Source organism: Sulfurimonas sp. HSL-3221 (assembly GCF_021044585.1).
GTDB classification, from domain to species: domain Bacteria; phylum Campylobacterota; class Campylobacteria; order Campylobacterales; family Sulfurimonadaceae; genus Thiomicrolovo; species Thiomicrolovo sulfuroxydans.
The window spans coordinates 1,066,397-1,089,690 of the sequence record NZ_CP087998.1; the positions used below are offsets into that span (position 1 = coordinate 1,066,397).

A 23,294-nucleotide genomic window follows, 5' to 3' on the forward strand; every position below is an offset into this window, starting at 1 on the left:
TCATCCCTTTTTGATTTGATCCCGCACAAAGTATTTGGCGACCAATGCCCCCGCCGTCATCGGTTTGTCAAAATAGTAGCCCTGGAAAATATCGCATTTCATTCTCTTGAGCAGCTGTACCTGGCCTTCCTTCTCGACGCCTTCGATCACGACTTTCATCCCCAGCGCATGCCCGAGTTCGGTCATGGTCTTGACGATCACGGCTGTTTTGGCGTTGAATTCGATTTCGTCGATAAAACTCTTGTCGATTTTAATAGTATCGACCTGGAAGGATTGGAGGTAGGTAAAGGTGGAGTAACCCGTCCCGAAGTCGTCGATGGCGATCTTGATGCCCGCATCGCATAGCGACTTGATGGTTTCGATGTTATCGGTAGAGCTTTCGACGATGATCCTTTCTGTCAATTCGAGTTCGAGGAGGTCTGGATTGAGATTGTACTCGGAGAAAAGGTCCAGAAGGTCCCGGATGAAGTAGGTGTCGTTGATATCGACTGCCGTGACGTTGACGGCGGCAAAGATGCCGTCCCATCCAATCCGCTGCCACTGTTTGAGCGCCTTGCAGGACTCCTCAAGGACCCAATGCGTGATCCGCAGAATCAGTCCGTTCTGTTCGGCAATGCCGATGAAGGTATCGGGGGTGAGTATCCCCCGTTTGGGGTGACGCCACCGCAGCAGGACTTCGACGCCGGCGAGACTGTTGTCTGTGGCACTGATCTTCGGCTGAAACAGCAGGAAAAACTCGTTGTTATCCAGGGCCTCGAAAAGATCGTTGTGGAGCTTCAGACGTTCGATGGCCATGTTGTCCAAGACGGGGTTGAAGAAATAGAATCGGTTCTTGCCGAGCTCCTTTGCCTTGTGCAGCGCCGTGTCGCTGTTTTTCATCAGGGTGTCGTAGTCATCCCCGTCATTGGGATAGAGCGCTATTCCCACGCTGGCCGTAATATGGATGATGTGGTTGTCGAGGTTAAAGGGTTTGCGGATCTGGACAAGAAGCTGGTCGACGATATGCGTCAGGCTCTCCGTCGACTGGATCCGTTCGAGGATGATGAGAAACTCGTCCTGCCCCATGCGCAAAATGGTGTCAAAACGCCGGAGATGGGCTTTGAGACGGCCACTGAGCTGCATCAGCAGCTGGTCGCCGACCTTGTGCGTCATCGAGTCGTTGATGTTCTTGAAGTCATCGATGTCGATGGAGAGGACGGCAAAGGGGAGTTTGTCTTTTTTCGCATAGTTTATGGACGATGCGAAAATGCGCTGCAGGGAGTGGCGGTTTCCAATGCCCGTTAGCTGGTCGATGTAGAGCAGCGACTGCAGCTGGTCGCCCAGGGCGTAGGAGAGGACGATGATTTTGAGCAGTACCCCGAACTGCTGGGAGTGCAGGATAAACCAGGTCGACGGCAGCAGCCCGAACTTATGCAGTGCCAGCAGTGTGGAACCGGCGAAAAAGAGACTCCAGGCGCCGAGGTAGAAACGGGCCCGCCTTTTATTATGCTTCTGGATGGCAAAACCGGCAGAGAGCAGTATGACGGGCGTAATGGCCGCCAGGAGGGTTGTCAGTTTGACCGTCAGGTAGTAGATGTCGAAAAAACTCATGATCATGGGGACGAGGTTGATCATGATGATGACGTTCAGGACGGAGTGCAGTTTCGGCGTATAGAGCTCCGTTTCCAAAAAGCGCTGGCCGAAAAGGATGGCCGACAGGATCGTAAGATTGACAAAGAAGGGAACGCCTTCGTTGTACAGCCAGGGGTGATCGGGGAAAAGCAGCATAGGCGTGAAGCCGTCGAAAGAGAGCTGCATCATCGTATAGAAGACGATGAAGCCGACATAATAGAGGTAGATGGCTCTGCGGAAGATCAGGAAAAAAATAAAGTTGTACAGCGACAAAATAATGAGGATGCCGTAAAAGATGCCGTAAAAGAGGAAACGTCTCTGATCGGCATCCTGCAGGGCGTCCGGGTCGTTAATGGTGATGGGGAGATCGATCGCCGATTGGGAATGGATCTTCCAGACCAGTGTCGTGGTCTTATCCGGAAGGAGAGTGATCGGGAAACGGAACGTCAGGCTCGACAAGGGGCGTGATGCGAAAGGGCGCTTGTCCCCGCTGGAAAAATGGGCGATGACTTTTTTGTTTTCGATCACGTAGAGATCGACATAATCGAGCAGAGGGTTTTCGAGGTCGACGATCCATGCATTCTCGGTGTGGGAAGTGTTCTTCAGTGTCGAACGGAGCCAGATGGTGTCGTCGACATAACCGAAGGGGAGCTGATGCTTATCAACGGTGTTGCATATCGCCGGGCTGCTGCCCTCCAGGAACATGTCGACGTTCAGCATATTCAGATGGTCCATGCAGAGCAGAACAGAGTCGGAGAGATCATACTGTTTTCCGCTGGAAGTGACATTGATGACAGGTTCGGCGGAGAGGGGATTCAAAGTGAGAAAAATCAGAATAAAAATATGAAAAACCGTTTGCATGGGTTCATTATACTCCATAGGCATCTAATTTGTATTAATAACGTGATAAACGATTTTGCGCTTGTTAGTTGAACTGGTACAATTAGCTTTTTGAAAAGGATGAATATGGAACAATTGCCCAAATGCCCCCAGTGCGGAAGCGAATACACATATGAGGATGGTGAGCTTTACGTCTGTCCGGAGTGCGCCCATGAATGGTCCAAAGATGCCGCGGACGCCGGTGCTGAGGATGCGTTTGTCGTGCGTGACGCCAACGGGAACATTCTGCAAGACGGCGATACCGTGACGGTCATCAAGGACCTGAAGGTCAAGGGCGCATCGTCCGATATCAAGGTCGGTACCAAGGTTAAAAATATCAAACTGAACCCTAACAGCGACCACAACATCGACTGTAAGATCCCCGGTGTCGGCGCGATGGGACTCAAGTCCGAATTCGTTAAAAAAGTCTGATCCCTCTTCTGACGGTCGGCGGCAGCACGCCGACCGATTGCTACGTTTAATTTCCCCGTTTAACGTTCTTCAACCGGACGGAAACGTGCCGTTCTGATCCATTGGCCACCGGTGTATGCCGTGGTGAGCGGCGATCCGTAGTTGTACCAGATGTACCGGTCGTTGAACATCCCCTTGGGATGGTAGTTCGGCAGGGCGGACGCCAGGGGGAAACTGCTTTTCACCCGCTTGGCCGTTGCTTCGAGGAGGTAGGTGTTTCCCGCTTCGAACACGACGACCCAGGCATGCCCCTCGTTTTTATACGTTCCGAAGACGACCCGTGCATCGTAGCCGATTCCCTCCAGCCAGTCGGCGAGCAAGATGGCGTGATCCTCGCAGTCGCCGCGCCCGCTTAAGTAAGCTTCCTCGGAACTGAGCCAGATCTCGGCATACCCTTTGAACTGCTGTTCGTCACGCACATAGTGCATATGCCTTGATATATGGTGCATGGCACTCCATTTCGAATCGACGCTGAAGGGGATGAAGTGCTTGAAAAAACCATTGGCATAGTAGGCTTTGAGATCGCGCCCATAGGCGAAATAGGCGACGGGTTTCTTATTGAGACGCTGGGAACCGGACCCCTGGCCCCGCGATTTGTTGGCGGGCCGGTCCAGCCATGCCGGGATCCTGGCGCTGCGTTTCTCCGGCACGGAGAGCAGCTGCATCTCACCCGCTCTCGGCCCCGGACGGTGATGGGGAAGGGAAGCGTCGGGCAGCGTGACGCTCTGCGGCGGCGGGAGCGGCAGGGCGGCTTCGTCGTGCCGCTGTTTGAGCGCCATGATGAAGAAGAGGGGGACGTAGAGCAGGATAAGGACCCGCAGCAGGGTAAAGAAGGTTCGTAGGAACTTTGCGATCATGTCATCGAGGAGGCGACGATGATGGCGATGAAGATGAGGATGGTCGACGCGAAGATCGCGGCGGCGACGTTGCCTTTTTTGATCTCCTCCTCGAGGGCGATGGATTTCAGCAGTTTGCTGTCAATGTACTTCAGGGCAATGACGGCGATAACGAGCACAGCCACCGTATAGACAAGATTGACGGAAAGGTTGATGAGAGTGGAGATAAAAAAGTCGCTTTCTGGCATAGACTATTCCTTCGTTGAAGCTGGTGCACGTAGTGTAGCGCACCTTTTCTTTTACGGGCACGAAGGGTGTAGAGGGGAACGCTTGCTGGGCAAACGGGCGTCAACGTTCTTGCCACGGATACCTTGGTACCCGCAGCAGTATGTTATTGGAACTCTTTGATAATGACGCTGTCCGTCGACCAGCAACCCGTATCATATTGAACCCCTGTGGCTCCCCCGGAAGAGGCCCTGGCATACATGCTGACAGTGTGTGATCCGGCGCTTAGGTTAGTGAAGAACCCTTCCATTGTTACTGCGACCCCGCTCGCACCGATTTCAGCTGACTTGACACTACCTCTGATACGGCTGCTGGTTGTCGCAGTGTCATCGATCCTCAGTTCGAAAATCACCCCGGTACCTGTCATCGAAGAAGCTGAAAGGCGCCCGCTGAACACGACGTTGAGTACCGTACCGTCCTGGGCTTTTGTAAACGATCCGATCGTGGCGATTTTCGCATAGGTTGTCGTCACACTGACAGATGCAGGACAGCTGACATTGAGGGTTGTCCATCTGACCAGCCCCGATTCAGCGATTGCAGTGGCATTGGTCTGTATCGCCGTTGCATTGGCGGTGATGCGCGTGTCGTTGTCGTTGATCTGCGTGGTATGCTCCGTAAAGTTGTCGTTCACTTCGGAGGCGTAAGCGGTCGTACCGGGGGTGAACGTTGTCATCCCGCTGACCTGCCCGGCGTAAAGACTCCCTGATACCATCAATGCCGAAATACCTAGAAGGCGCAATCCAAATTGTCTGATTTTCATGATGAATCCTTTTGAGTTTGTGTTCTGCCGCAACGGCCGTTATCCCCAGTTGTCCTGATCCCAGGTCATACTGTCCCAGTCACTGGAACCGGACGATGAACCGCCTCCGCCTCCTCCGCATCCGTAAATCGCGATTGCTGTGATCGCGAGGATTGCCAGGAACCAACGTTTCATGTCATCTCCTTTTCGCTCGTATCCCCAAATGTTTATGCGTATACGAGAGCAGATATTTACATCATAACTCCACAATACTTAAAAGAACAGATTAAATCAAATACATCAAAATAGGTATGAAGGGCATGAAAAGGCGCAGCACGCGTAAAAGGAGTGATTTTTTTCATGACAATTTTGGGTCTTCTCGATGCGCTTATTCGTCGCCATCAGCTATAAAATGTGATGTTATTTTGATAATTTGTGGAGAGAATAAGACTCTTTGATTTAGAATGAATGATTGCGATGATGAAGGGGAAAAATGCAACTGCTGATCGTACTGCTGGGCGCGCTGCTCGGCTTTATCTACGGATTCAACACCGACGGCTTTATCTTCAGCTCGAATATCTGTCTTTTCGCGGGTCTGACGATGATTATGCCTTCGCTTTTCAAAGTGAAGCTCATGGACGTCAAACTGCTCTGGCATCACCGTCTTGTCGTCATCAAAAGCCTTTTTCTCAACTTTGTACTGCTGCCGACCTTCGCCGTTATTATCGGCCTGCTGAGCCGCGATTACGGCATCGCCGCCGGGTTATTTCTGCTGTCGGTACTCAGCGGCGGCGGGATGGTGATGTATTGGATCAAAAAGTCCGGCGGCGATACGTCGCTGGGCTTTCTCATCCTTTTTATCAACCTGCTGCTGATCTCGCTGTCGTTTTTAATGCTGCACCTCTTCGGCGTCTACACCGAGCGCTATTTCGACACCCTCTACACGGATGACAATAACAACATGGAGAGCTATGCGCGGCTGGTTATTGAGCTGCTCATTGTCATTCCGTTTATCGCGAGCCGTTTCGTGGTGCTTTTCAAACCGCTGGAGAAGTTCATTGAGACCTACCGCCCCTACATCAGTAACATCAGCATGTTCATTATCCTCTTCTACCTTTTCGGCCTCCAGAGCACACAGAACCTCGTCGATCTTTACGATTTCGAACCCGAACTGATCGTCATCGCGCTGGCCGCCGTGCTTGCCTTCTATGTCCTGGACCTAGCGAGTGCCTGGTTCATCTTCAAGATGGACTCTCCCCAGGAGCGCGCCGCTTTCTGGCACAGCGTAACGCGATATATCACGCTGGCGCTGGTCCTCTCCACCTTCTCCATGAAAGCGTTCGGTGTCTCGATGCTGCTGCCGATCATGATCGCCTATATGATCCAGATCCCCTTTGCGATCCTTACCGACCGGAAGCTGGTCGAGAAAGAGAAGGCTTAGTCCGTCGCTAACCGGCTTTTTGTGGATCGTTGAAATAGACCCGGCGTTTGCCGCCGGGGTTTTTGAGGTTCGTGATCCAGTCGCTCGTTGAGAGCGCATATCGGTCGCCGACGGCGGAAAGATGCATATAGCTGATGTCGGGAGCGGCGGGGGCTTCGAAGCGGCTGTGACCGGCGGCCGTTTCCCCCAGGAGCTCAAGCCCTGCAAGGGCGGGAATTTGTGCTGAAGCTTTCGTATACATCAGCTGCAGGGAACTGTTGCCGAGGCCATAGGCGACCGGTGCGTGTTCGATGAAACAGGCGTCCAGGGCCCAGTCGGAGAGGGCGGGGAGCCGGGTAAGGGTGTGGAGCAGTTCGTAGCCTTTCTCTTTCGCCTCCCGCCGCAAGGCATCGATTTGCGCCTCCGCCTGCGCCTTTTTGTGTTTCGGATAGACCCGGTAAAACTCCGACCCTTTGAGGAGGAGATCCTGGCGGTCGTCGAGCTCCCCGTACCCGCCGCCGACATCGGCGTGGACTCCCATCAGGGCGATCTCCTCCGTGTTGGCTTCCGTCGTACCGTCCGCACGTCTCAGTGACTCCAGCGGAAAGTTGTGGCGGTGTTCGTCTTTGGCGGTCAGGTGAACGATCTTTTCAGCCGAATCGTTCGAGAGGTTCAGGTTAAAACCGATATTGACCTCATTGGCGAGGCCGATCGTCGCCACCGTATCGAAGAGGCCGACAAAACCGATGCGTACGTTTGCGTCGTGTTTGTAGGCGGCATTGATGCGGTTGACGAAGTCCCGTGCCTCGGCGGAGCCCCGACTGAAGCCGAAGACATCGATGATGACGGTCTCACTGCCGTTTTGCCGCACCGCCGAACGGACTTTTTTGAGCTTGTGTTTGACAAAGCTTTTGGCATCACCCCCGAAGGCCATATGGAGGGCGTCGTAATAGTCGTTCTTGGCCTTTTTGCGCTGCCGTATCGCTTCGACGGCCTTGGCTGAGAGGGTTTTCCCCTGTTTGTATTTTCCTGTGCCGACCCCCTGGGAATAGAAGGCAGTGTAGCCGCTGGCACGGTAGACTTTGTAGAGTTTGGCGACGTTGCTCAGCGATCCGTCACCGATGAGGTCGTCGTTGTAAAGATTGTTGCCCGTGCCGTCAAAAAATACGCCAAGCCGCAGCATCGCTTCTCCTTGAAAACCTTTTTATAACACCATAAAATATTTTACATATAAAAGTGCTTCGCCGGAGAGTGGCGACGGCAAAGGCTGCCGTCGGAAGGGAAAGAGAGGACGCGCTGCTGCTGCGCTATCCGAGTGTCGGGTAATCCAGGTAGCCCTTTTCGTCCTGGGTATAGAAGGTGTCCGGGTCCGGTTCGTTCAGCGGCGCGTCGGCCTTGAAGCGCTCCGGCAGGTCGGGGTTGGCGATGTAGAGCAGCCCGTAAGCGACGGCGTCGGCGAGGCCGTCGGCGATGATGGCATTTCCTCTTGCTTTGTCATAGCCGCCGCAGGTGATAAGCACACCTTTGTAGGCATCGCGCAGGGCGGCGAGCTCGACGACGTTCGCCCCGTGGCGGATATCTCCTTCGAGGGCATCGACAATATGCACGTACGCCAGATGATGTTCGCTCAGACGGTGCAGCACATGGGTGAAAAGCGTTTTGGGGTCGGAGTCGCTCATGTCGTTGAAAGTCCCGCTGGGAGAGAGCCGTACCCCTGTGCGGTCGGCGCCGATGGCGGCGCTGACGCCTTCAACGATTTCGAGCAGGAAGCGACTGCGGTTTTCGACGGAACCGCCGTAGGCGTCTTTGCGCCTGTTCGTGCCGTCGCGCAGGAACTGGTCGATGAGATAGCCGTTGGCGCCGTGGATCTCCACACCGTCAAACCCGGCGGCAACGGCGTTTTTTGCCCCGTCGACATACTGGGCGACGATCTCTGGGATCTCCGCAGTCTCCAGCGGGCGCGGGGTGACATAGTCCTGCATCCCCTCGAAGGTGAAGGTCTGTCCCGCCGGTTTGACCGCTGAAGGGGCGAGGGGAAGCTCGCCGCCCAGGAAAGAGGGGTGGGAGATGCGGCCCACGTGCCACAGCTGCAGATAGATCTTCCCGCCCTTATCATGCACGGCCTGCGTCACCTGTTTCCATGACGCCGTCTGTTCGGGCGTATAGATGCCCGGCGTCGCGGGGTAGCCCATCCCCATCGGGGAGACCATGGTTGCTTCGCTGATGATGAGGCCGGCGGAGGCCCGCTGGGCATAGTAGTTGGCCATCATGGCGTTGGCCCGGTGCTCCTCTACGCTCCGGCAGCGGGTCAGCGGTGCCATGACAATGCGATTGTTAAGGGTGATGTTTCCGACGTTCAGCGGTGAAAAGAGATCCATCATAGTGCTCCTGTGTGGGTGATGGGCCATTATTTCACGACGGCCGTAACAGCAATCTTAAAATCCGGGGACAGTTCTCGGGTATCAGATACGATAATGAGAGGGTGCAGGAGATGCGTGTCTAGAGGCGGTGGTGATGATGGATCGCTTTGATGGCTTCGCGCGCGAAATTGAGCGCATTGATGCTCTGTTTCAGATCGTTGAACGTCCACGAAAAAGGTTGGAAGAAACCGCCGTTGAGCACGGCGATGTAGATGGTGTCCCCGACGAAAGCGATGCGGGGGAAGACGCGGTACTCTCTGATGAGTTCTTCGAGTTTTTCCATCACCGTATGCGACAGCAGAAAATTAGCTTCGATGGGATCGCTTCCGTGGACGACATACTCTTTTTCAAAGCCGCTGCTGTCGAGGCGTATTCTTTCAAGCCCCCGGTACATCGCCTTGGGCTGCAGCCCGCTTCCGAGAAAACCGAGGTGCTTCTCTGCGAGGTCGAAGGAGACGATCGTCGTGCCCTCTACCGGTCGGCGGGCCGCCGTCATGCCGAACAGGCCGCCTAATACCGGCACCTTCTCCCCCGCTTCGTGATGTTCGAGCATGACATGAGACATCCGCACCGGGAGACCGTCGTTGTCGTAGGTCAGCAGGTTGTTGGCTTCATAGGTCTTGGCCGGGAAATCATCCGCCAGTTTCGACGCGAGGATGTCGCGGTAGGCGATGCCCCCGTAGGGGTTGTACTTCAGCGCGGGGTCGATCGCCCGGAGCAGCGGGGCAACGGCGAGACGCTGGAAGCTCTTGAGCGTCCGCCGTCTTCTACCGGGTTTTCGCCTGGTGGCAAGTATGCTGTATATCAGCGCGAAAAAGAGAAGAACCAGTACGGCGATCTTAGGCATACCCGCGAGGAGCAGGACCCCTGTCACCGCAAAAAGAGAGGTAAAGAGTACGGCTTTGAGCGTGCCGTTTAGAGGGATGGTCCGTTCAGGGGGAATATGCGGCTGGATCTGTAGTTCGAAGACCTGTTCCAGTTCAGCCAATGTCTTCAAACCGCCGCTCCTCTGTACCGATCTAAACAAGATCTTTTGTAGGAGATTATATCGAAGGTCCGCCGCACCGCTCTGCGGAACATACTGCTTTGGCGGAATCGCTATCATGACGCCATACGAACGGGCGGTACCGAAGGCGGCGGGGTATAATAGAGCAGAACAGCTGCAAGCGGAAGGAAAGAGCCTATGAACCTCGACAAACTCAAAACGGCCGAAGCGGAATTCTTCGCGATGTACCCCGGCGGTTTCGGGGATGAAGCGCTTCTCCCCGTTGTCAAACGGCATCACAGCGCGGCGATCGGCCGACAGGTCGAAACACTTTTTGCCGAAAACGCCTTCGGGCAGCCTGACGAAGTGTGCGACAACTTCGCGAAGATCGTCTCCAAATCCTCCATGATCTCCTTTTTCGAGAAACCGCGCGTGCGCGACATGGTCAAACAGATGAGCCCGGAGCAGAAAGATATGCTCTCCATCGCGCTGTACGAACTGCTGCACGGTAACGAAAAAGAGGGCTTTGAGGGGCTTGTTGAGGTGTTGTCGTATTACAAGCTGGCGAAATGGTCTCTGGTCTCCATGCTGCCGTACTATTACAACCGCCGCAAGGCGTTCTTCATCAAGCCGACGACGACCAAGAACATCCTCAAACACTTCGAAATAGGGGAGCTGGTGTACAAACCGCGCCCGGCGTACGCCTTTTATAAAGGCTATTCAAAAGTGCTCAACGAGATGAAAAAGCGGGTGGACCCTTCACTGGGAAAAGACAATGCAGCGTTTACCGGTTTTTTGATGATGGCGATGGGAACAGAGGAGCGAAGGCGCGGATGAACGGCTCCGCCCCGGGGGAAACATTATGCGACCCCATGATGCCCTCCGGCGCTATTGCCCCAGTCCGATCTGCCGCATGAACTCCTGATTGTCCCAAAAGAGGTACTCCTCGTCCATCGTTCCTTTGTCCGTCCAGTGGCCGAACGTCGACATGGTCAGTTTGAACGATTTTCCGGTCGGTTGAATGAACTTGCCTTCTCCGATGGGCATCGGACGTGTGAAGGTACCTTGGATGACGCCGATGACGGCCGTCCACTCTCCCTGCGCGACTTTGATCGGGTGGGTTTCGATCCGGGTATCCGGGGCCCACACGAACATACCTTTCAGGTCTTCAATGTGAATGCCGATCCCTTTCGTCGTCCGTCCGTCGGGCCAGTGGACGACAATGCCCTTCGCATGGCTGCGGGAGAGCTCGTCCCATTTCTGGCCGCTGTAGACGTTGAAGTCCAGGTCGTCGAAATTGGCCAGGTTGGCCGCAATGCGCTCCTGGTCTTTTTCGCAGGCGACGCCCGGCTGCACTTTTGCACAGCCGCCGAGACCGGCAGCGAACGCCGCCAGCACCGATAATGCGCAAATTTTCATGATCGTTTTCATGGGGAATCCTTCCTCCTCCTCTTCTGCAGTCTGTGCTGCCGATGATCCGTGCCGCGCTCCGAATCCCGGGGGGAGTAACGGGAGCGCGGCACATGCCTGATCCATCCATTATGAGGCATCTGCATTGAGAAGATAGTGATTGATTTTTCTTATATTTTCTTTTTAAGTGTTCCGCTTGGCAAGGTCACAGCGTTGCAGCGTGCACGCCACTTGCATACGACGCGTAAAGGAGTTGCCGTGATCATTAAAGCCAGCGTTCTCTACGACGGCCGTACGCGCCGGGAAGCATGTTATGTCCATATCGAGGGCACACAGATCAAAGCCGTGACGGACAGTGCGGAACGGTACGATTTCGAAGGGATCGTTACTCCCGCCTTTGTCGATCCGCATTCCCATATCGGGATGTTCCGTGAAGGCGAACCCTCTTCAGAGGCCGAAGGTAACGACATGACCGACCAGATCCAGCCGTTGAACGAGCCCCTGCAGAGCATCTATATGGATGATCCGGCGTTTACCTATGCCATCGATTTCGGCGTGCTCTACAGCTGCATCGTCCCCGGCAGCGGCAACGTCATCGGCGGGAAGACGACCGTCATCCGCCATTTTGCGCCGAATGTCGACGGCGCGCTGGTCAAACACTTGGGATACAAGATGGCGCTGGGCTACAACCCGACATCGACGCGGCAGTGGAAAGGAACACGTCCCAATACGCGTATGGGGGTCAATGCCCTCCTCGAAGAGCGTTTCGATACATTGCTGGCCCGGGAGAAAAAAGCGCGTACCGCCCGCGATATCGCTCTGCTGGAGCTGGACGAAAGCGCTGAGGGAGAGCTCCTTGCCCTCAAACGGGAGCAGATCGAGGCGGACTACCATGCCGCTTTCACGGCGACGGAACACGCGCTGCTGGACCTGCTTCAGGGGAACAAACTCGTCAAGATCCACGTTCACAAAGAGGACGATGCGCTCTATCTGATCGAGTTGGTCAAAAAGTACGGGCTGCGCGCCAGCGCGGAGCACTGCATGGATATTCATCACCGCCATATCTTCGAAGCCCTCGATGCGGCGGGAATCCCCGTCGTCTTTGGACCGTTGGGAAGCGTCGGGTATAAAACCGAGCTCAAACACGCCTCGTATAAGAACGTCTCCGAGCTGGTCGGGGCAAAGGTGCCGATGGCGGTCATGAGCGATCATCCCGTCATCCATGCACACACCCTGCGCGATGCGTCGCAATACTTCATGATCGCCGGTCTCGATGCGACGGATGCGATCAATCTTCTTACCCGGGAAAATGCCCGTGCCATTGAAATGGACGCGGAGCTCGGCACCATCGAGCCGGGCAAATGGGCCTCGCTGCTGTTATGGGACCGTGAGCCGATGATGCTCGGCGCCATCCCCCGCGTCGTCATCGGCGAAGGGCGTGTCCTGCGGCAATAGGTACTCGGCAAAACCTATCGATGTACCGTTGGCAAAACGCGGATGGATAATGCTCACATAGAGAGGCTTGTGCCAATGTCGGGCGGAAGATTGGGGGGATCAACACGTTCCCACACGAGGATTCGGGAACGGGTCTGGAGGGTTATTCGCAGGGGCCGAGGTATTTGCCCGTCATCGTCGTCGTCATCGTCATGGCGCCCATACCCGTATCGGTATGCATGTTCATTTTTCCCTGGAAGCTTTCATCCGTATAGGTGATTGTGCCGTCCCCTTTGGAATGGTTGCATTCGATGCGCCAGGATACGGTGTTGCCGTCAATCTTCTGTTCCAAGACTTTACAGCCGTCATTGTCGTTTTGCTGTACCGGAACGCGATCTTTCGCGCTCATGCACTGCTCAAAGGTCGTTGCGGGGATCTGCATCGCCATTCCCTGCATTTCCGTTTGGCTGGTGATGGACCATTTTCCCTCTTTGAAGTCCGGTCCTGCCGGTTCCGAAGAGCAGGCGCTGAAGAGGAACCCGGAGCAGATTAAAGCGGTAAGTACCGATCGCATAAAATATCCTTGTACATTAATTTGAGGGCCATTGTAATATATTATTGTGATATTCGCAAACCAAACGTCATGGGGTGTATCAATGTGTAATGTTGTTAAGGTTGCTTGCGTTAGGGTTATTACATACAGGTAGGTCGGTGCCGCGTCGCACCCGCCTGTCAACTCACGTCAACAAAAGGATTCCTATGCAAAAAATAAAATGGGCGCTGATAGCCATAATGCTGCTGGCGGTCGCCAATTCGGCCGGAGCAGCCGGCAACGAGAATGGAGGCCTTTTCCACAAAAAAGTCCAGTTGTACAACGGAAAGCGCAGTGATCCGTACACAGTGTTCTACCCCATCGAGATCACCGAACCGGGACGGGTGACGTTTGAGATCAAGGTGACGAACTACACGCATGAACAGGTCGATCAGCAAAAACGGCACTCCCCGTTCCGCTGGTATTTTGTCGATTCGCGTTTTCTTGACGGCAAACAGCCGATGAAAAAGAGCACGTTCCAGGAGTGGGCGCAAAAAGCGAACAAATACAATCCCGTCGAGTACATTGCCGGTGATGAGATCCGTGGCGTCTACAGAAGCCTCAAAAACCTCTCCGACTCCATCTTCGGCAAGAAGAAAAAGAAAAAGCTTCCGGCGTACTACCGCCGCGGCAACGCCCATGTTACGCTCGCCGACGGCCGGTCGACGCCGCCGCACTACGATATTGACCAGATGGAGCTGATGGAGACGCAGGGGATGTACTTCATTGTCCTGGACAACTACGATACGCAGCTGGCACCGGAGTTCGAGGTGAAGATCTCCTACCCCGGAAAACAGCAGTATGTCGACGAGGCCCTCCGGCCCAAACCGATGGACCTCGGTATCCTCCAGATGGGGCAGCGCAGGGGAAGCGGGAAACTCTATGTGACGCTTCAGAACTTCGGAGAGGGTGTTATCCCCGACGAGGTGTATGCGCGCAAAGGCAAGAGTGCACTGTCGCTGCTGCTGACGGTTGACGGCAGATCGTGGGGCGGTGTGACCCTGGCCGGTCTCGATGAGCGCAAGCGGCTGGCGCAACCCGGCGGCAAGGTGACCTACACCTTTGAAAACCTTGCTTTGAAAGACGGGATGAAAATCACGGCTGCGCTGAATATGCCGCGTTTCGAGGATACAAACCGCCGCAATAACCGTATGAATACGACGGTCAGCGTCGAAAAAGAGCTCAAACCGGTGATGCAGCCCCGCCCGATGAAGGCCCAGTAGGCAGAGAGAGAAGTGATGTCCCGGACCGGCAGCGCTTAAAGCGGCGCGCGGTCTATTCTGCTCAGCACATCGTTGGTCCGGAAGATAACGGAGCGGATGTGTTGGATACCGAACGAGGTCAGGCGTGCCTCGTGCTTTTCAAGATAGCGGCGTGCGTCCGCTTCATTGTCGAAGAGGTAGATCCCCCCGGCGGTTTTGTCGGCTTCGGACTCGGTCCAGATCTTCCAGACCAGACCTTTCTCCTGTGCGATGTCTTCCGCGAGGCCGCGCATCGCTTCGCTCATCTCCGCTCCGAACGGTCCTTCATACGGAAAATCGACTTGAAGCATAAAATTCATGGTACTCCCTTTTTGATTGTTGAAGCCTGCAGACAGGTTGGCGGAAGTATAATCAACCCATCAATTTTTGTCAACTAGGTTTACAATGTCCTTCTGTTTCAGCGCACTTCAATCCAGTACCATCTTCAACCGCATCATTCTCAGGGCCGTTCAGCACGAAGGTTTTACGGAGCTGACCCCCGCACTGCTCGGCATCTTCGCGCATCTGTCTGAAAGGGACGGGATGAGTGTCAGTGCGCTGGCCGTGGCGCTGGGGAGCACGCGCCAGGCGGCGCATAAACATGTCGGGAAACTGGCGTCGTCGGGCTACATCGAACTGCAGACGCGTCCGGACAACCGGAAAGAGAAGGTCGTCATGTTGACGCCGCGGGGCGAAGTGCTGGTGAATGTGGCCCTGAAAGTGATCGCCGACACCGAGGCGGAAATGGGCCGCTTCCTGGGGCGGGATGTGTTCGAGCAGTACCTGAAGAACCAGGAAGCGCTTTTACATTTTCTGGAGGCGTTGGAGCGGGGGGAAGGGACTTAAAGCCCCGGCACCTGAGAAGGGCTTCTGCCGCCTTTAAGGGTTGTTGCGTACGATCGTGCCGTCGGCGCCGACCATGACGATATCGGCACCGTTGACAATCACGTCGTAAAAGGTCTTGTACGCCTCATGATAGGTCTTCTCCCAGGTGATACCGTCGGCAGAAGTGAGGATCATGCCTGCCTCCCCGACAGCGACGAACTGCGCACCGGTCCAAGCGACGGCGTAGAGGTTGTAGTAGATATATTGTGATTCCGTCGGATAGCGCAATGTCCAGGTCGTACCGTTGTCGTCCGAGGTGATAACGGTGCTGTCCAGACCGACGGCGACATAGCGGCCGTTGCCCTTGGTGACGCCGTAAAGGGCTTGAGTACTGTTGCTGTCACGCGATGTCCACGATCCCGTGCTTGCGTCCGGGGATGTGGCGACAGTCCCGCTGTTGCCGACCGCCAAGAACTGGCTGCCGTCCCAGAAAAGGTCACGGTAAAAGGCATTGTCGGTCAGGACCCAGTCTGGCTCATTGCTGCTGTCGTAACTCACGCCGTCCCAGGTCTGGGTGTATGCTCCGACACGCACGAATTGGCTGCCGTCCCAGACGACCGCGTAATGGGTGGTCGTCGCCCCGGACCAGTCATCGGTCCAGGTGATGAGATCATCCGTATAGAGGCCGTAGGTCTGTCCGACGGCGACGTACTGGGTGCTGTTATAGGCGATAGCATGGGTATAGTATTGGTCATCGCCGATATACCGGTACTGCAAGCTGTCCGCGCTGTCGCCGACGGCCATGCGTCCCCAGGCGCCGACGGCGATATAGCGGCTGCCGTCGTATGTCACTCCTCTGAGGTCGGAACTGCTCGCGGTAAGTTGCCAATCAATACCGTCGGCGGAGGTAAGGATCGTTCCCTGCTCGCCGACGGCCGCAAAGCGGGTGCCGGTCCAGACGATGTCGCGCAGGCTCAGCTGATAATAATAGGGATCGTGGTCCGGGAACCGCCGTGTCCAGGCGGTGCCGTCGGGGGAGGTATAGATCGTGTTGGAGGAGCCGATCATCACGAAGACGTTCGCCGTACCGTCGCCCCAGACGACCTTCTCCCCGCCGATACTGCTGTTGACCTCGTTCCAGGTGCTACCGTCAGAGGAGGCGAGGACGGTGCCGTATCCGATGGCGACAAAGGTGGTGCCGTTCCAGGCAATGTCTTCGATCGTATCGCTGACGGCCGGGGTCGTTTCGCTGTTCCAGTCGAGTGCGTTTGAGGAAGTGAGGATCGTCCCCTGGGCACCGAGAGCGTAGAAGCGGCCGTCGATCCAGGCGGTCCCGGTGAGGTTTTCCGTCGTCGGTACGGATGTAACGGGCGTCCAGCTCGTCCCGTCGGTCGACGTCGCGATGTAGCCGGCTTCTCCTACGGCGATATAACGTGAGAGAGAGGGGGACCAGGCCAATGCGTTGACGTTGATCGAACTGTTCATTTCGACATAACCCTGCGACCATGCAACGCCGTCAGTGGAGGTGAAGTACCAGTCGCTGTCGACGGCGAGGAAGCGGCCGTTGCCGTAGACGACGTCATCGGCACCGTCAAAAGCGAAACCGGACGTCTTGGTCTGTGTCCAGTCGATACCGTCGGAGGACTTGAATATCGATGTCGGAGTACCGAAATGTTCTGCAATTGCGACCAGTTCGCTGCCGTTCCAGACGACGTTGGCAAGCTCATCGGAAGTACCCGTTCGCACGGTGACCCAGGGGGAGGGGGCGGCCGTCTCTGTGGCGGCGCATACCGCTGCGGACTGCGGGGAGATGTTGCCCTCGTCGTCGATGGCCGCGACAGTGAAGCAGTATGACGTACTCTCAGAGAGTCCTGTCGCCGCATAGGAGGTCGAATAGGCCATGCCGAGGCCTCCTGTCCACTCGATTTTATAGCCGACGATCGTACCGTCATCGGTAGATGCATTCCAGCTCAGGTCGAGCTGTGACGTCGAGACGACCTGGACACTGAGGCCGGTGGGCGTTGTCGGTATGGTACTGTCGGACGTCGTGTCCGAACCGCCTCCACCGCCGCCGCACCCGCTGAAAATGAGAGAGAGGGACAAAAATGCTGCCGAAAGGCCGAAGGTGCTGATATGCATTCTGATAAGACTCCTTTAGCAACAAACCGTAAAACACCCGTTCTGAGAGAGATGAGGGACATATTTCCCGAAGGTGTTGGGTGTTAGTAGAATTGTGTGATGTCGGTTGCTGTTATTATGTGTATTTCTTTGAGAATGTTATCAGCTCTAACGTGAAATCTTCTTGAGAGCGCAGTTGCTTTGCGGAACCAGCCGATCAAACTTGTTTTTCTCCTTAATCAATCTTTTACATTGGTATCAATAAGATAGTAAATACGAGGAGAAGAAGCCATGAAAAAAAAGCATTTGGAAACGTTTGAAACAACGCTGCTGGCGATGAAATCGGAGCTGGAATCGAGCATCGCGCGTCTTCTCATGGAGAATGACGCCGTGACGACGACGGACGACGGTGTCGATATGCAGGACGAAGTTTCGCTGGAAAACGAGAGCCGGAACGAAACGGCGCTGATCCAACAGCAGCGGCATGAGCTCGATGAGGTCAATCACGCCCTGTCAAAGATCAAAAACGGAACCTACGGCGTCTGCGAGGCGAGCGGCGACAAGATCCCCCTTGAGAGGCTGCAGGCGGTCCCGCATGCCCGATACTGCATCGAGGAGCAGCGCGAAGCGGAACTGTAGCGCTGGGCTTCACGCCGACTGTGTCGAATTTTTTTGCTGATGAGAGAAGATCTTGTATGCCGAGAGCATCAGGACCACCGCCAGCAGGAGGACCAGCATGTCCCCGGGAACAACCCCGAGCAGAGCCGAACCGGCGGCGGCGCCGGCAATGGACCCGACGGCCAGGGCGATGAAGAGCCGCCGCTCTTCGCGCAAGACGATAAAGGCCTGGCTCTGGCTGTACCGTGCAAAACCGACGATCATCGTCGGCAGGCTGATCGCGAGTGAGAGGCTGCCGGCCAGTTTGATGTCGACGCCGTAAAGCAGGACGATCACGGGGATGAGCAGCTCGCCTCCCGCCACACCGAGCATCGATGCGACGACACCGATGCCGAATCCTGCCGCTACGCCCGCAATCATCTGTGCCAGCGGGGCATCAAAAAGCGCCCCGTTCTCTCCCTGGAGGAACCAGTGCTCTCCTATCAGGACGGTAGCGAGAAATAGCAGGAGTGCGAGCACGATGCGGTCGAGCGTGCGCTCGCTGATCCTCATCGCAATGCCGGCAGCGATCCAGGCGCCCGCCAGGGAGCCTGCGAGAAGGTTGAGCATGATGCTTTTGTACTCCCACAGCTGATCAAAAGGGATTTCAGAAGCGCGGAAGAGCAGTGCGAAAAAGACGACGATGAGCGATGTCGCCTTGTTAAGGATAACGGCCTTGAGCGTGTCGAGCCGGAACAGCCCCTTGAGTACAGGCAGCCGGAATTCCGCGCCGCCCAGCCCGATCAGCCCCGCCAGTGTCGCGACAGCGCCCCCGGCGGCGAATCCCTGGAGGAGACGTTTCATACTGCGCTACATCTTTCGTACGGTTGGATTGACATCAATGCCCTTGGTATATTTGCAGGTATTGTAGCAGACGCTTATCAAAATACCCATTGAATTGCACCTATTTAAACGCAAAAGATTTAATTGTCTGTGAAAAACTTGATGCCGCCATACGGGAGGAGGCTTTTATTCCAGCAGTCCCCACGCGATCGCCTGCTCCCGGTTTTCAAAAACCGCCATGGCCGTGCGCATGCGTCTGAAACCGAGCTTTTCGTAAAACGCCTCCTTCCCCGGATTGGCGTAGAGAATGATCTTTTTATGTCCGCGGGCGCGTTCGACGAGCGCGGAGACAATGCCTTTGCCAAGCCCCTGGCCCTGGTAGGCCGGCAGCACGGCGACATCGCAGATATAGGCGCAGTCAACGCCGTCGGCAAGTGCCCGTCCCGAGGCGACCAGAGTAGCTCCGTCGAAGACGAAACAGACGAACATGCTGTTGCTGAAGACCGTCCGAAGCGCCTCCGGGGGCTTGTCTCCCAGCGGGGCAACCCTGTAGAGATCGGAAAGCTGCTCCCAGTCAATGCCGTCGCAGGTATCGTGCCATGCAAGCTGCATAGTGTCTCCTAGTCCACAAAGGTGACGACGTCGTCGAATGCGCGGCGATGGCGATGCTCGGGACGGGAGGTGCCGTACCCCATCGGGAGCACCATCGAGACGCCAAAGGTCGCTGTATCGACCCGCAGCAGGGACATCACCGCTTCCGCGTCGAAGCCTCCGAGGGGACAGGAGTCGATGCCCAGCGCCGCCGCGGCGTTCATCAGGTTCATCGCCGCGAGATAGCACTGTTTGTCAGCATAATCGCCGAGCTGCCCGGGGCTCAGTGCGTCGGTATAGCCCGCATAAAAACCCTTGAGGACGTTTTCATAGAGGTCGTCCCCGTCGCGGCGCAGCAGGGGTTCGACATAACCGTCCTCGATGCGGAGCGTTTTTCTGGCGAGAATGACGATCACCGCCGAGGCCGTCCCCACCTGTTCCTGGCCGTAACAGCAGCTCTGAAGCTGCCGTTTCAGCGGGTCAGAGGTGACGACCAGGAACTGCCACGGTTCGATGCCGAAGGAGGAGGGGCTGAGACGCCCGGCCTCGAGAATGTAGTCCAGCTCATCAGCGGCGATCGTTTTATGCTCGCGAAACTGTCGGGCGGCATGCCGGAATTGCAGAATGTCCAGGTAGTGTGCTTTTATATGCATAGATTATCCTTCATAGGTGATGAGTGCGACGCCGGAGAGCATGATCGCGAGTCCGGCGAGCTTTTTGTACGTAATGGCCTCCATGGGCAGACCGAACCAGCCGAACGCGCCGGCGATCATGACGAAAACCATCTGGCCGCTCAAGCCGAAGGTGAACATCTTTGAGATGCCGATCTTCGGAATAATGTAGTAATACAGGGCGATGCCGATAACGCTGAAAAATCCCCCGGCAACCCAGAGGTAAAGGGGCACGCTGCCGCCTCCTTTCGGAAGCGACAGTTGCGCCGGATTGCCCATGAGGTAGAGCAGCGCAAAGAGCGTGCTGACCGTGTAGGCAATCAGCGTTGCGAGAAACGGGTTTTTCAGCATGACGCCCAGCTGCGCATTGAAACCGCCTTGCACCGCCAGGGCAATCCCGGCTGCGAATGCAGTGAGGTAGAGTGTCATCGCATACATCGGCGTACCGCGTCATGCGTGCGCGTCCATCTGCTGTGTACCGCGTTCATGATTTTCCTTCAGCGTTATTCTATGGAAACATGTTCCATATGCGGCAATGATAATAAAAAGCCCCCCTATGTGTCATTTACATATGTTGATGTGCCGTCGATTAAGAAGCGTTTATTTGAGGTTTTTGCGTATGCGGCTCAGCTGGGTCGGCGTGATGCCGAGGTGCGCGGCGATATGGTGCTGGCTGACACGCTTTTCGATCCCGGGGTGCTTTTTGAGAAAGGCGAGATACCGTGAGCGCGCATCTTCGAGCACAAGGGCGATCTCGACGCGCTCTTTCTCGATGACCCACTTCTGTTCAAGGTAGGCGATGTAGAACGCTTTGACGTCGTCATACTTGTCGATGAGGCGGCGGTAGTCTCGGTAGGCGATCTCGATGACGGAGGTCTCCTCCAACGCCTCGATACAGAACTCCGAAGGGGAGCCGAGCAGCATGGAGGCCTTTGAACCGGCAAAATCATGTTCCAAAAAGAGGTTTTTGTTGTACATATGTCCCTCTTCGTCCAGAAAATAGGTGCGCAGGAGCCCTTTGCAGATAAAGTAGAGTCTCGTCGCCGTATCGCCGAAACGCAGCAGGGTTTCTCCTTTTTGATAGGTCTGGAAGGTGATGTGCGTCTCGAACGCTTCCCATGAACGTTCGGAAATGGGAGCGTAGGCGTCCATGACGTGTTTTAAAGAGGCGAGGCATTCGTTGTCGATCATTTTCTTCTCTTGTGAAAAGCTGCAGCGCTGTTTTGATGTGTTTGACTGATCATTCGGCGTCATTCCAATCGGCAAAGGAAGTTATTTGTCTTCGGTCGCCTTGAAATGCGTCAGCAGGTGCCTGGCATCGCAGAAAGGCTTGTTGTGTGATGCCCCGCAGCGGCAAAGCGTGACGCGGTTCCTGATCTCATAAGGGGTGCCGTCCGCCGAGATGACGGGGATGCCGCCGCGAACCCAAATGGGGCCGCTGCAGTGCTTTTGCGGGTCCTCGATAAGCACGATGGAGTGTTCAAACTTTGGTTCGATCGCCTCCCCGGTCTTTTTGTCCCAGGCCACGAGCCGTCCGGCCGGGCAGTCCCACACCTCCTGGAGGAGCACCGGGCGGATTTCAGGATCGTCCGAAAGTTTTACCATGTTCCATACCCCGCCGTGCGGGTCGCAGAAGCGGGCGAGGGCACAGTAGCATTTGGCATCGGTCAGGTAGATGTCGGGGCCGTCGTAGGTCTTTGAAAGTTCCACGATGGGGAGACGTTCAGCCGTTTCGGTGCCGTCAAAACCGCACTTCGCGTGACTGCCGTCGCAGAACGGGTGCTTTTTGGACTGCCCGCAGCGGCAGAGGCTGTAAACGGCCTGGAGCGGATACTGCTTTCCCTCGATCCACTTGACCGCTTCGCCCTCATCGTTGACGCCAATGGTCTGTACGGAGAGGGGAATACTGCCCCTGACGATGAGGGGGCCGTTTTTGACGATGGTAATGCTTTGTGCTGTTTCAGTCATAGTGTGCCTTCTTTGGCTACTTTAGCATATTTTAGAACGTCACGGTACATATCGTGCAGAATCTAACAGCCGATTTCTCTGATGGCGATAAGGTTTCATTATAAAATTATGGGACCGATGTCGAATGCTCTATGATACAATCGTACTGCATAGATTCTTGTTATCAAGGAGAACAACGACATGGCGGCTGTCTCTGAAGAACTGTCGAATTTTATCCGGGAGGCTCTGCAGCAGGGTCTCGGGCGCCCGGAGATCGAAAAGGTCCTGCTCGAAGCCGGATGGATGAAAGAGGAGGTCGCGCACGGACTCGGGAAATACGCCGACGTCGATTTTCCGATCCCGGTGCCGAAACCAAAACCCTATCTCTCGGCGATGGAAGCTTTCCTCTACCTGCTGCTCTTTGCCGCACTCTATATGAGCGCATACAACCTGGGAAGCCTGCTCTTCAATATCATTGCCCTGTTGCTTCCCGATCCGGCACTGACAGACAGGGGGGATATGGAGGCATGGATAGAACGCGGCATCCGCTGGGACATCTCCATGCTGCTCATCGCCTTTCCGCTCTATCTCTATATGAGCTACCTGATCAGCCGATCCTACCGGCGGGATCCTCTCGGACGGGCGTCAAAGATACGCAAGTGGCTGACCTACGTGACGCTGTTCATCGTTTCCGGGTTTATCGTCGGCGACCTGGCCGTTTTGATCTTCAACCTTCTGGGCGGGGAAATGACGCTGCGTTTCTTCCTGAAATTCCTGGTCGTCGGCATTATCGCCGGGACGATCTTCGGCTACTACCTGTGGGACCTCCGTAAAGAGGAGAAAGAGCAATGAGACGCGGCGAAGCGGCGGGGAGGCTCATCTTACTCCTCGCGGTGACCGCCGTTATCGCCGCCATCGTCGGAGGGATGATGCTGATCGATTCCCCCGCCAAAGAGCGGGCGAAGAAGCTCGATAAAAGGCGTGTCTCTGATCTGGCGGAGATCGCCCTGACGATCGACCGCTACTGGGAGCGCTACCACAAACTTCCGGCCGACATGAATACCCTGCAAGAAGGGGTCGTGAGCGAGATAGAGATCGCCGACCCTAAGACATTGAAGAGCTATGGTTATCACATCACCGCTTCGTCCGCCTATGAACTGTGCGCCGAATTCGATACAAAACAGAGCAAAGAGAGCTGGATGTATCGGGCAGGAAGAGAGCGTGACTGGTCCCACAATGCGGGGGAGTACTGTTTCAGACTGACACCCTATGAAAAGTAGGAAGATGAATGCGTGAAGCGGCTTCAGGAGCGGCCGTTTGGATCTTTCGGATGCTTTCGAGTGTGCTGGGATGTCTGCGTTACAAAGCAAAAATGCATC

General features: G+C 55.6%; 27 protein-coding genes. 9 read left to right on the plus strand and 18 right to left on the minus strand.

The window, feature by feature from the left end; translation table 11 throughout:
- Positions 1-2,472, minus strand: a complete 2,472-nt coding sequence (locus LOH54_RS05420; protein WP_231021017.1) for an EAL domain-containing protein — start codon at positions 2,470-2,472, stop codon at positions 1-3.
- Positions 2,473-2,577: 105 nt separating this feature from the next.
- Between LOH54_RS05420 and LOH54_RS05425 the strand changes: the two genes are divergently transcribed.
- Complete coding sequence (locus LOH54_RS05425; protein WP_231021018.1) at positions 2,578-2,922, plus strand: zinc ribbon domain-containing protein YjdM; 345 nt, start codon at positions 2,578-2,580, stop codon at positions 2,920-2,922.
- A 59-nt stretch (positions 2,923-2,981) separates the two neighbouring features.
- Here the strand turns inward: LOH54_RS05425 and LOH54_RS05430 are convergent, their stop codons facing one another.
- From LOH54_RS05430 to LOH54_RS12925, 4 genes are all read right to left on the minus strand, one after another.
- Positions 2,982-3,818 (minus strand): transglutaminase domain-containing protein, encoded by an 837-nt coding sequence (locus LOH54_RS05430; RefSeq protein ID WP_231021019.1) that lies wholly within the window; start codon positions 3,816-3,818, stop codon positions 2,982-2,984.
- Entirely contained in the window at positions 3,815-4,045 is a 231-nt protein-coding gene (locus tag LOH54_RS05435) for a DUF350 domain-containing protein (RefSeq protein ID WP_231021020.1), read from the minus strand. The genes LOH54_RS05430 and LOH54_RS05435 overlap by 4 nt, the downstream gene beginning before the upstream one ends.
- A 143-nt stretch (positions 4,046-4,188) precedes the next feature.
- Positions 4,189-4,794 carry a hypothetical protein gene (locus tag LOH54_RS05440; protein ID WP_231021021.1) on the minus strand — a complete coding sequence of 202 codons (606 nt, stop codon included), beginning with the start codon at positions 4,792-4,794 and terminating at the stop codon, positions 4,189-4,191.
- Between the two features lie 87 nt (positions 4,795-4,881).
- Complete coding sequence (locus LOH54_RS12925) at positions 4,882-5,016, minus strand: hypothetical protein (protein ID WP_255707538.1); 135 nt, start codon at positions 5,014-5,016, stop codon at positions 4,882-4,884.
- A gap of 298 nt (positions 5,017-5,314) precedes the next feature.
- On the opposite strand from LOH54_RS12925, the gene LOH54_RS05445 reads away from it, so the two are divergent.
- Positions 5,315-6,262: a hypothetical protein gene (locus LOH54_RS05445; RefSeq protein WP_231021022.1), complete on the plus strand. Its 948-nt coding sequence runs from the start codon at positions 5,315-5,317 to the stop codon at positions 6,260-6,262.
- A 7-nt stretch (positions 6,263-6,269) separates the two neighbouring features.
- Here the strand turns inward: LOH54_RS05445 and LOH54_RS05450 are convergent, their stop codons facing one another.
- The 3 genes from LOH54_RS05450 to LOH54_RS05460 form a co-directional block, all read right to left on the minus strand.
- A complete protein-coding gene (locus LOH54_RS05450; protein ID WP_231021023.1) occupies positions 6,270-7,424 on the minus strand; it encodes a T6SS phospholipase effector Tle1-like catalytic domain-containing protein in 1,155 nt (384 codons plus the stop codon).
- A gap of 124 nt (positions 7,425-7,548) precedes the next feature.
- A complete protein-coding gene (locus tag LOH54_RS05455) occupies positions 7,549-8,622 on the minus strand; it encodes an alkene reductase (protein ID WP_231021024.1) in 1,074 nt (357 codons plus the stop codon).
- Between the two features lie 118 nt (positions 8,623-8,740).
- A complete protein-coding gene (locus LOH54_RS05460) occupies positions 8,741-9,658 on the minus strand; it encodes a DUF3137 domain-containing protein (RefSeq protein ID WP_231021025.1) in 918 nt (305 codons plus the stop codon).
- 186 nt (positions 9,659-9,844) lie between these two features.
- Here LOH54_RS05460 and LOH54_RS05465 point away from each other — a divergent pair, with 186 nt between their 5' ends.
- Positions 9,845-10,483: a hypothetical protein gene (locus LOH54_RS05465; RefSeq protein WP_231021026.1), complete on the plus strand. Its 639-nt coding sequence runs from the start codon at positions 9,845-9,847 to the stop codon at positions 10,481-10,483.
- A 51-nt stretch (positions 10,484-10,534) separates the two neighbouring features.
- Here the strand turns inward: LOH54_RS05465 and LOH54_RS05470 are convergent, their stop codons facing one another.
- Positions 10,535-11,077, minus strand: a complete 543-nt coding sequence (locus tag LOH54_RS05470) for an ester cyclase (RefSeq protein WP_231021027.1) — start codon at positions 11,075-11,077, stop codon at positions 10,535-10,537.
- A gap of 237 nt (positions 11,078-11,314) precedes the next feature.
- Between LOH54_RS05470 and LOH54_RS05475 the strand changes: the two genes are divergently transcribed.
- Positions 11,315-12,511: an amidohydrolase family protein gene (locus LOH54_RS05475; protein ID WP_231021028.1), complete on the plus strand. Its 1,197-nt coding sequence runs from the start codon at positions 11,315-11,317 to the stop codon at positions 12,509-12,511.
- Positions 12,512-12,653: 142 nt separating this feature from the next.
- Here LOH54_RS05475 and LOH54_RS05480 read toward each other — a convergent pair whose 3' ends face one another.
- The gene (locus tag LOH54_RS05480; protein WP_231021029.1) at positions 12,654-13,064 is read right to left on the minus strand and encodes a DUF3617 domain-containing protein; all 411 of its coding nucleotides are present in this window, start codon (positions 13,062-13,064) and stop codon (positions 12,654-12,656) included.
- A gap of 185 nt (positions 13,065-13,249) precedes the next feature.
- On the opposite strand from LOH54_RS05480, the gene LOH54_RS05485 reads away from it, so the two are divergent.
- Positions 13,250-14,305 carry a hypothetical protein gene (locus tag LOH54_RS05485; protein WP_231021030.1) on the plus strand — a complete coding sequence of 352 codons (1,056 nt, stop codon included), beginning with the start codon at positions 13,250-13,252 and terminating at the stop codon, positions 14,303-14,305.
- Positions 14,306-14,340: 35 nt separating this feature from the next.
- On the opposite strand, the gene LOH54_RS05490 is transcribed toward LOH54_RS05485, so the two are convergent.
- A complete protein-coding gene (locus LOH54_RS05490; protein WP_231021031.1) occupies positions 14,341-14,643 on the minus strand; it encodes a monooxygenase in 303 nt (100 codons plus the stop codon).
- An 85-nt stretch (positions 14,644-14,728) separates the two neighbouring features.
- Here LOH54_RS05490 and LOH54_RS05495 point away from each other — a divergent pair, with 85 nt between their 5' ends.
- Positions 14,729-15,169, plus strand: coding sequence for a MarR family winged helix-turn-helix transcriptional regulator (locus LOH54_RS05495; protein ID WP_231021032.1), 441 nt, complete (start codon positions 14,729-14,731; stop codon positions 15,167-15,169).
- A gap of 33 nt (positions 15,170-15,202) precedes the next feature.
- On the opposite strand, the gene LOH54_RS05500 is transcribed toward LOH54_RS05495, so the two are convergent.
- Positions 15,203-17,287 carry a fibronectin type III domain-containing protein gene (locus LOH54_RS05500; RefSeq protein ID WP_231021033.1) on the minus strand — a complete coding sequence of 695 codons (2,085 nt, stop codon included), beginning with the start codon at positions 17,285-17,287 and terminating at the stop codon, positions 15,203-15,205.
- A gap of 270 nt (positions 17,288-17,557) precedes the next feature.
- Here LOH54_RS05500 and LOH54_RS05505 point away from each other — a divergent pair, with 270 nt between their 5' ends.
- Positions 17,558-17,905 (plus strand): TraR/DksA family transcriptional regulator, encoded by a 348-nt coding sequence (locus LOH54_RS05505; protein ID WP_231021034.1) that lies wholly within the window; start codon positions 17,558-17,560, stop codon positions 17,903-17,905.
- A gap of 9 nt (positions 17,906-17,914) precedes the next feature.
- Here the strand turns inward: LOH54_RS05505 and LOH54_RS05510 are convergent, their stop codons facing one another.
- From LOH54_RS05510 to LOH54_RS05535, 6 genes are all read right to left on the minus strand, one after another.
- Entirely contained in the window at positions 17,915-18,727 is an 813-nt protein-coding gene (locus LOH54_RS05510; RefSeq protein WP_231021035.1) for a sulfite exporter TauE/SafE family protein, read from the minus strand.
- Positions 18,728-18,892: 165 nt separating this feature from the next.
- Positions 18,893-19,318 carry a GNAT family N-acetyltransferase gene (locus LOH54_RS05515; protein WP_231021036.1) on the minus strand — a complete coding sequence of 142 codons (426 nt, stop codon included), beginning with the start codon at positions 19,316-19,318 and terminating at the stop codon, positions 18,893-18,895.
- An 8-nt stretch (positions 19,319-19,326) separates the two neighbouring features.
- Positions 19,327-19,950, minus strand: a complete 624-nt coding sequence (locus tag LOH54_RS05520) for an NAD(P)H-dependent oxidoreductase (protein WP_231021037.1) — start codon at positions 19,948-19,950, stop codon at positions 19,327-19,329.
- Positions 19,951-19,953: 3 nt separating this feature from the next.
- Positions 19,954-20,406, minus strand: a complete 453-nt coding sequence (locus LOH54_RS05525; RefSeq protein WP_231021038.1) for a DMT family transporter — start codon at positions 20,404-20,406, stop codon at positions 19,954-19,956.
- A 162-nt stretch (positions 20,407-20,568) separates the two neighbouring features.
- Positions 20,569-21,159 (minus strand): Crp/Fnr family transcriptional regulator, encoded by a 591-nt coding sequence (locus LOH54_RS05530; RefSeq protein WP_231021039.1) that lies wholly within the window; start codon positions 21,157-21,159, stop codon positions 20,569-20,571.
- Between the two features lie 81 nt (positions 21,160-21,240).
- Positions 21,241-21,936 carry a CDGSH iron-sulfur domain-containing protein gene (locus tag LOH54_RS05535; RefSeq protein ID WP_231021040.1) on the minus strand — a complete coding sequence of 232 codons (696 nt, stop codon included), beginning with the start codon at positions 21,934-21,936 and terminating at the stop codon, positions 21,241-21,243.
- A gap of 180 nt (positions 21,937-22,116) precedes the next feature.
- Between LOH54_RS05535 and LOH54_RS05540 the strand changes: the two genes are divergently transcribed.
- Positions 22,117-22,767, plus strand: a complete 651-nt coding sequence (locus LOH54_RS05540) for a DUF5671 domain-containing protein (RefSeq protein ID WP_231021041.1) — start codon at positions 22,117-22,119, stop codon at positions 22,765-22,767.
- Positions 22,764-23,195 carry a hypothetical protein gene (locus LOH54_RS05545; RefSeq protein ID WP_231021042.1) on the plus strand — a complete coding sequence of 144 codons (432 nt, stop codon included), beginning with the start codon at positions 22,764-22,766 and terminating at the stop codon, positions 23,193-23,195. Before LOH54_RS05540 ends, LOH54_RS05545 begins: the two co-directional genes overlap by 4 nt.
- Positions 23,196-23,294 lie beyond the last annotated feature (99 nt).

What these genes read in the sequence shown, in the direction of transcription:
- LOH54_RS05420 (WP_231021017.1), bottom strand. Translation starts at nt 2,472, where the DNA reads ATGCAAACGGTTTTTCATATTTTTATTCTGATTTTTCTCACTTTGAAT.
- LOH54_RS05425 (WP_231021018.1), top strand. Translation starts at nt 2,578, where the DNA reads ATGGAACAATTGCCCAAATGCCCCCAGTGCGGAAGCGAATACACATAT.
- LOH54_RS05430 (WP_231021019.1), bottom strand. Translation starts at nt 3,818, where the DNA reads ATGATCGCAAAGTTCCTACGAACCTTCTTTACCCTGCTGCGGGTCCTT.
- LOH54_RS05435 (WP_231021020.1), bottom strand. Translation starts at nt 4,045, where the DNA reads ATGCCAGAAAGCGACTTTTTTATCTCCACTCTCATCAACCTTTCCGTC.
- LOH54_RS05440 (WP_231021021.1), bottom strand. Translation starts at nt 4,794, where the DNA reads ATGGTATCAGGGAGTCTTTACGCCGGGCAGGTCAGCGGGATGACAACG.
- LOH54_RS12925 (WP_255707538.1), bottom strand. Translation starts at nt 5,016, where the DNA reads ATGAAACGTTGGTTCCTGGCAATCCTCGCGATCACAGCAATCGCGATT.
- LOH54_RS05445 (WP_231021022.1), top strand. Translation starts at nt 5,315, where the DNA reads ATGCAACTGCTGATCGTACTGCTGGGCGCGCTGCTCGGCTTTATCTAC.
- LOH54_RS05450 (WP_231021023.1), bottom strand. Translation starts at nt 7,424, where the DNA reads ATGCTGCGGCTTGGCGTATTTTTTGACGGCACGGGCAACAATCTTTAC.
- LOH54_RS05455 (WP_231021024.1), bottom strand. Translation starts at nt 8,622, where the DNA reads ATGATGGATCTCTTTTCACCGCTGAACGTCGGAAACATCACCCTTAAC.
- LOH54_RS05465 (WP_231021026.1), top strand. Translation starts at nt 9,845, where the DNA reads ATGAACCTCGACAAACTCAAAACGGCCGAAGCGGAATTCTTCGCGATG.
- LOH54_RS05470 (WP_231021027.1), bottom strand. Translation starts at nt 11,077, where the DNA reads ATGAAAACGATCATGAAAATTTGCGCATTATCGGTGCTGGCGGCGTTC.
- LOH54_RS05480 (WP_231021029.1), bottom strand. Translation starts at nt 13,064, where the DNA reads ATGCGATCGGTACTTACCGCTTTAATCTGCTCCGGGTTCCTCTTCAGC.
- LOH54_RS05485 (WP_231021030.1), top strand. Translation starts at nt 13,250, where the DNA reads ATGCAAAAAATAAAATGGGCGCTGATAGCCATAATGCTGCTGGCGGTC.
- LOH54_RS05490 (WP_231021031.1), bottom strand. Translation starts at nt 14,643, where the DNA reads ATGAATTTTATGCTTCAAGTCGATTTTCCGTATGAAGGACCGTTCGGA.
- LOH54_RS05495 (WP_231021032.1), top strand. Translation starts at nt 14,729, where the DNA reads ATGTCCTTCTGTTTCAGCGCACTTCAATCCAGTACCATCTTCAACCGC.
- LOH54_RS05500 (WP_231021033.1), bottom strand. Translation starts at nt 17,287, where the DNA reads ATGCATATCAGCACCTTCGGCCTTTCGGCAGCATTTTTGTCCCTCTCT.
- LOH54_RS05505 (WP_231021034.1), top strand. Translation starts at nt 17,558, where the DNA reads ATGAAAAAAAAGCATTTGGAAACGTTTGAAACAACGCTGCTGGCGATG.
- LOH54_RS05510 (WP_231021035.1), bottom strand. Translation starts at nt 18,727, where the DNA reads ATGAAACGTCTCCTCCAGGGATTCGCCGCCGGGGGCGCTGTCGCGACA.
- LOH54_RS05515 (WP_231021036.1), bottom strand. Translation starts at nt 19,318, where the DNA reads ATGCAGCTTGCATGGCACGATACCTGCGACGGCATTGACTGGGAGCAG.
- LOH54_RS05520 (WP_231021037.1), bottom strand. Translation starts at nt 19,950, where the DNA reads ATGCATATAAAAGCACACTACCTGGACATTCTGCAATTCCGGCATGCC.
- LOH54_RS05525 (WP_231021038.1), bottom strand. Translation starts at nt 20,406, where the DNA reads ATGTATGCGATGACACTCTACCTCACTGCATTCGCAGCCGGGATTGCC.
- LOH54_RS05530 (WP_231021039.1), bottom strand. Translation starts at nt 21,159, where the DNA reads ATGATCGACAACGAATGCCTCGCCTCTTTAAAACACGTCATGGACGCC.
- LOH54_RS05535 (WP_231021040.1), bottom strand. Translation starts at nt 21,936, where the DNA reads ATGACTGAAACAGCACAAAGCATTACCATCGTCAAAAACGGCCCCCTC.
- LOH54_RS05540 (WP_231021041.1), top strand. Translation starts at nt 22,117, where the DNA reads ATGGCGGCTGTCTCTGAAGAACTGTCGAATTTTATCCGGGAGGCTCTG.
- LOH54_RS05545 (WP_231021042.1), top strand. Translation starts at nt 22,764, where the DNA reads ATGAGACGCGGCGAAGCGGCGGGGAGGCTCATCTTACTCCTCGCGGTG.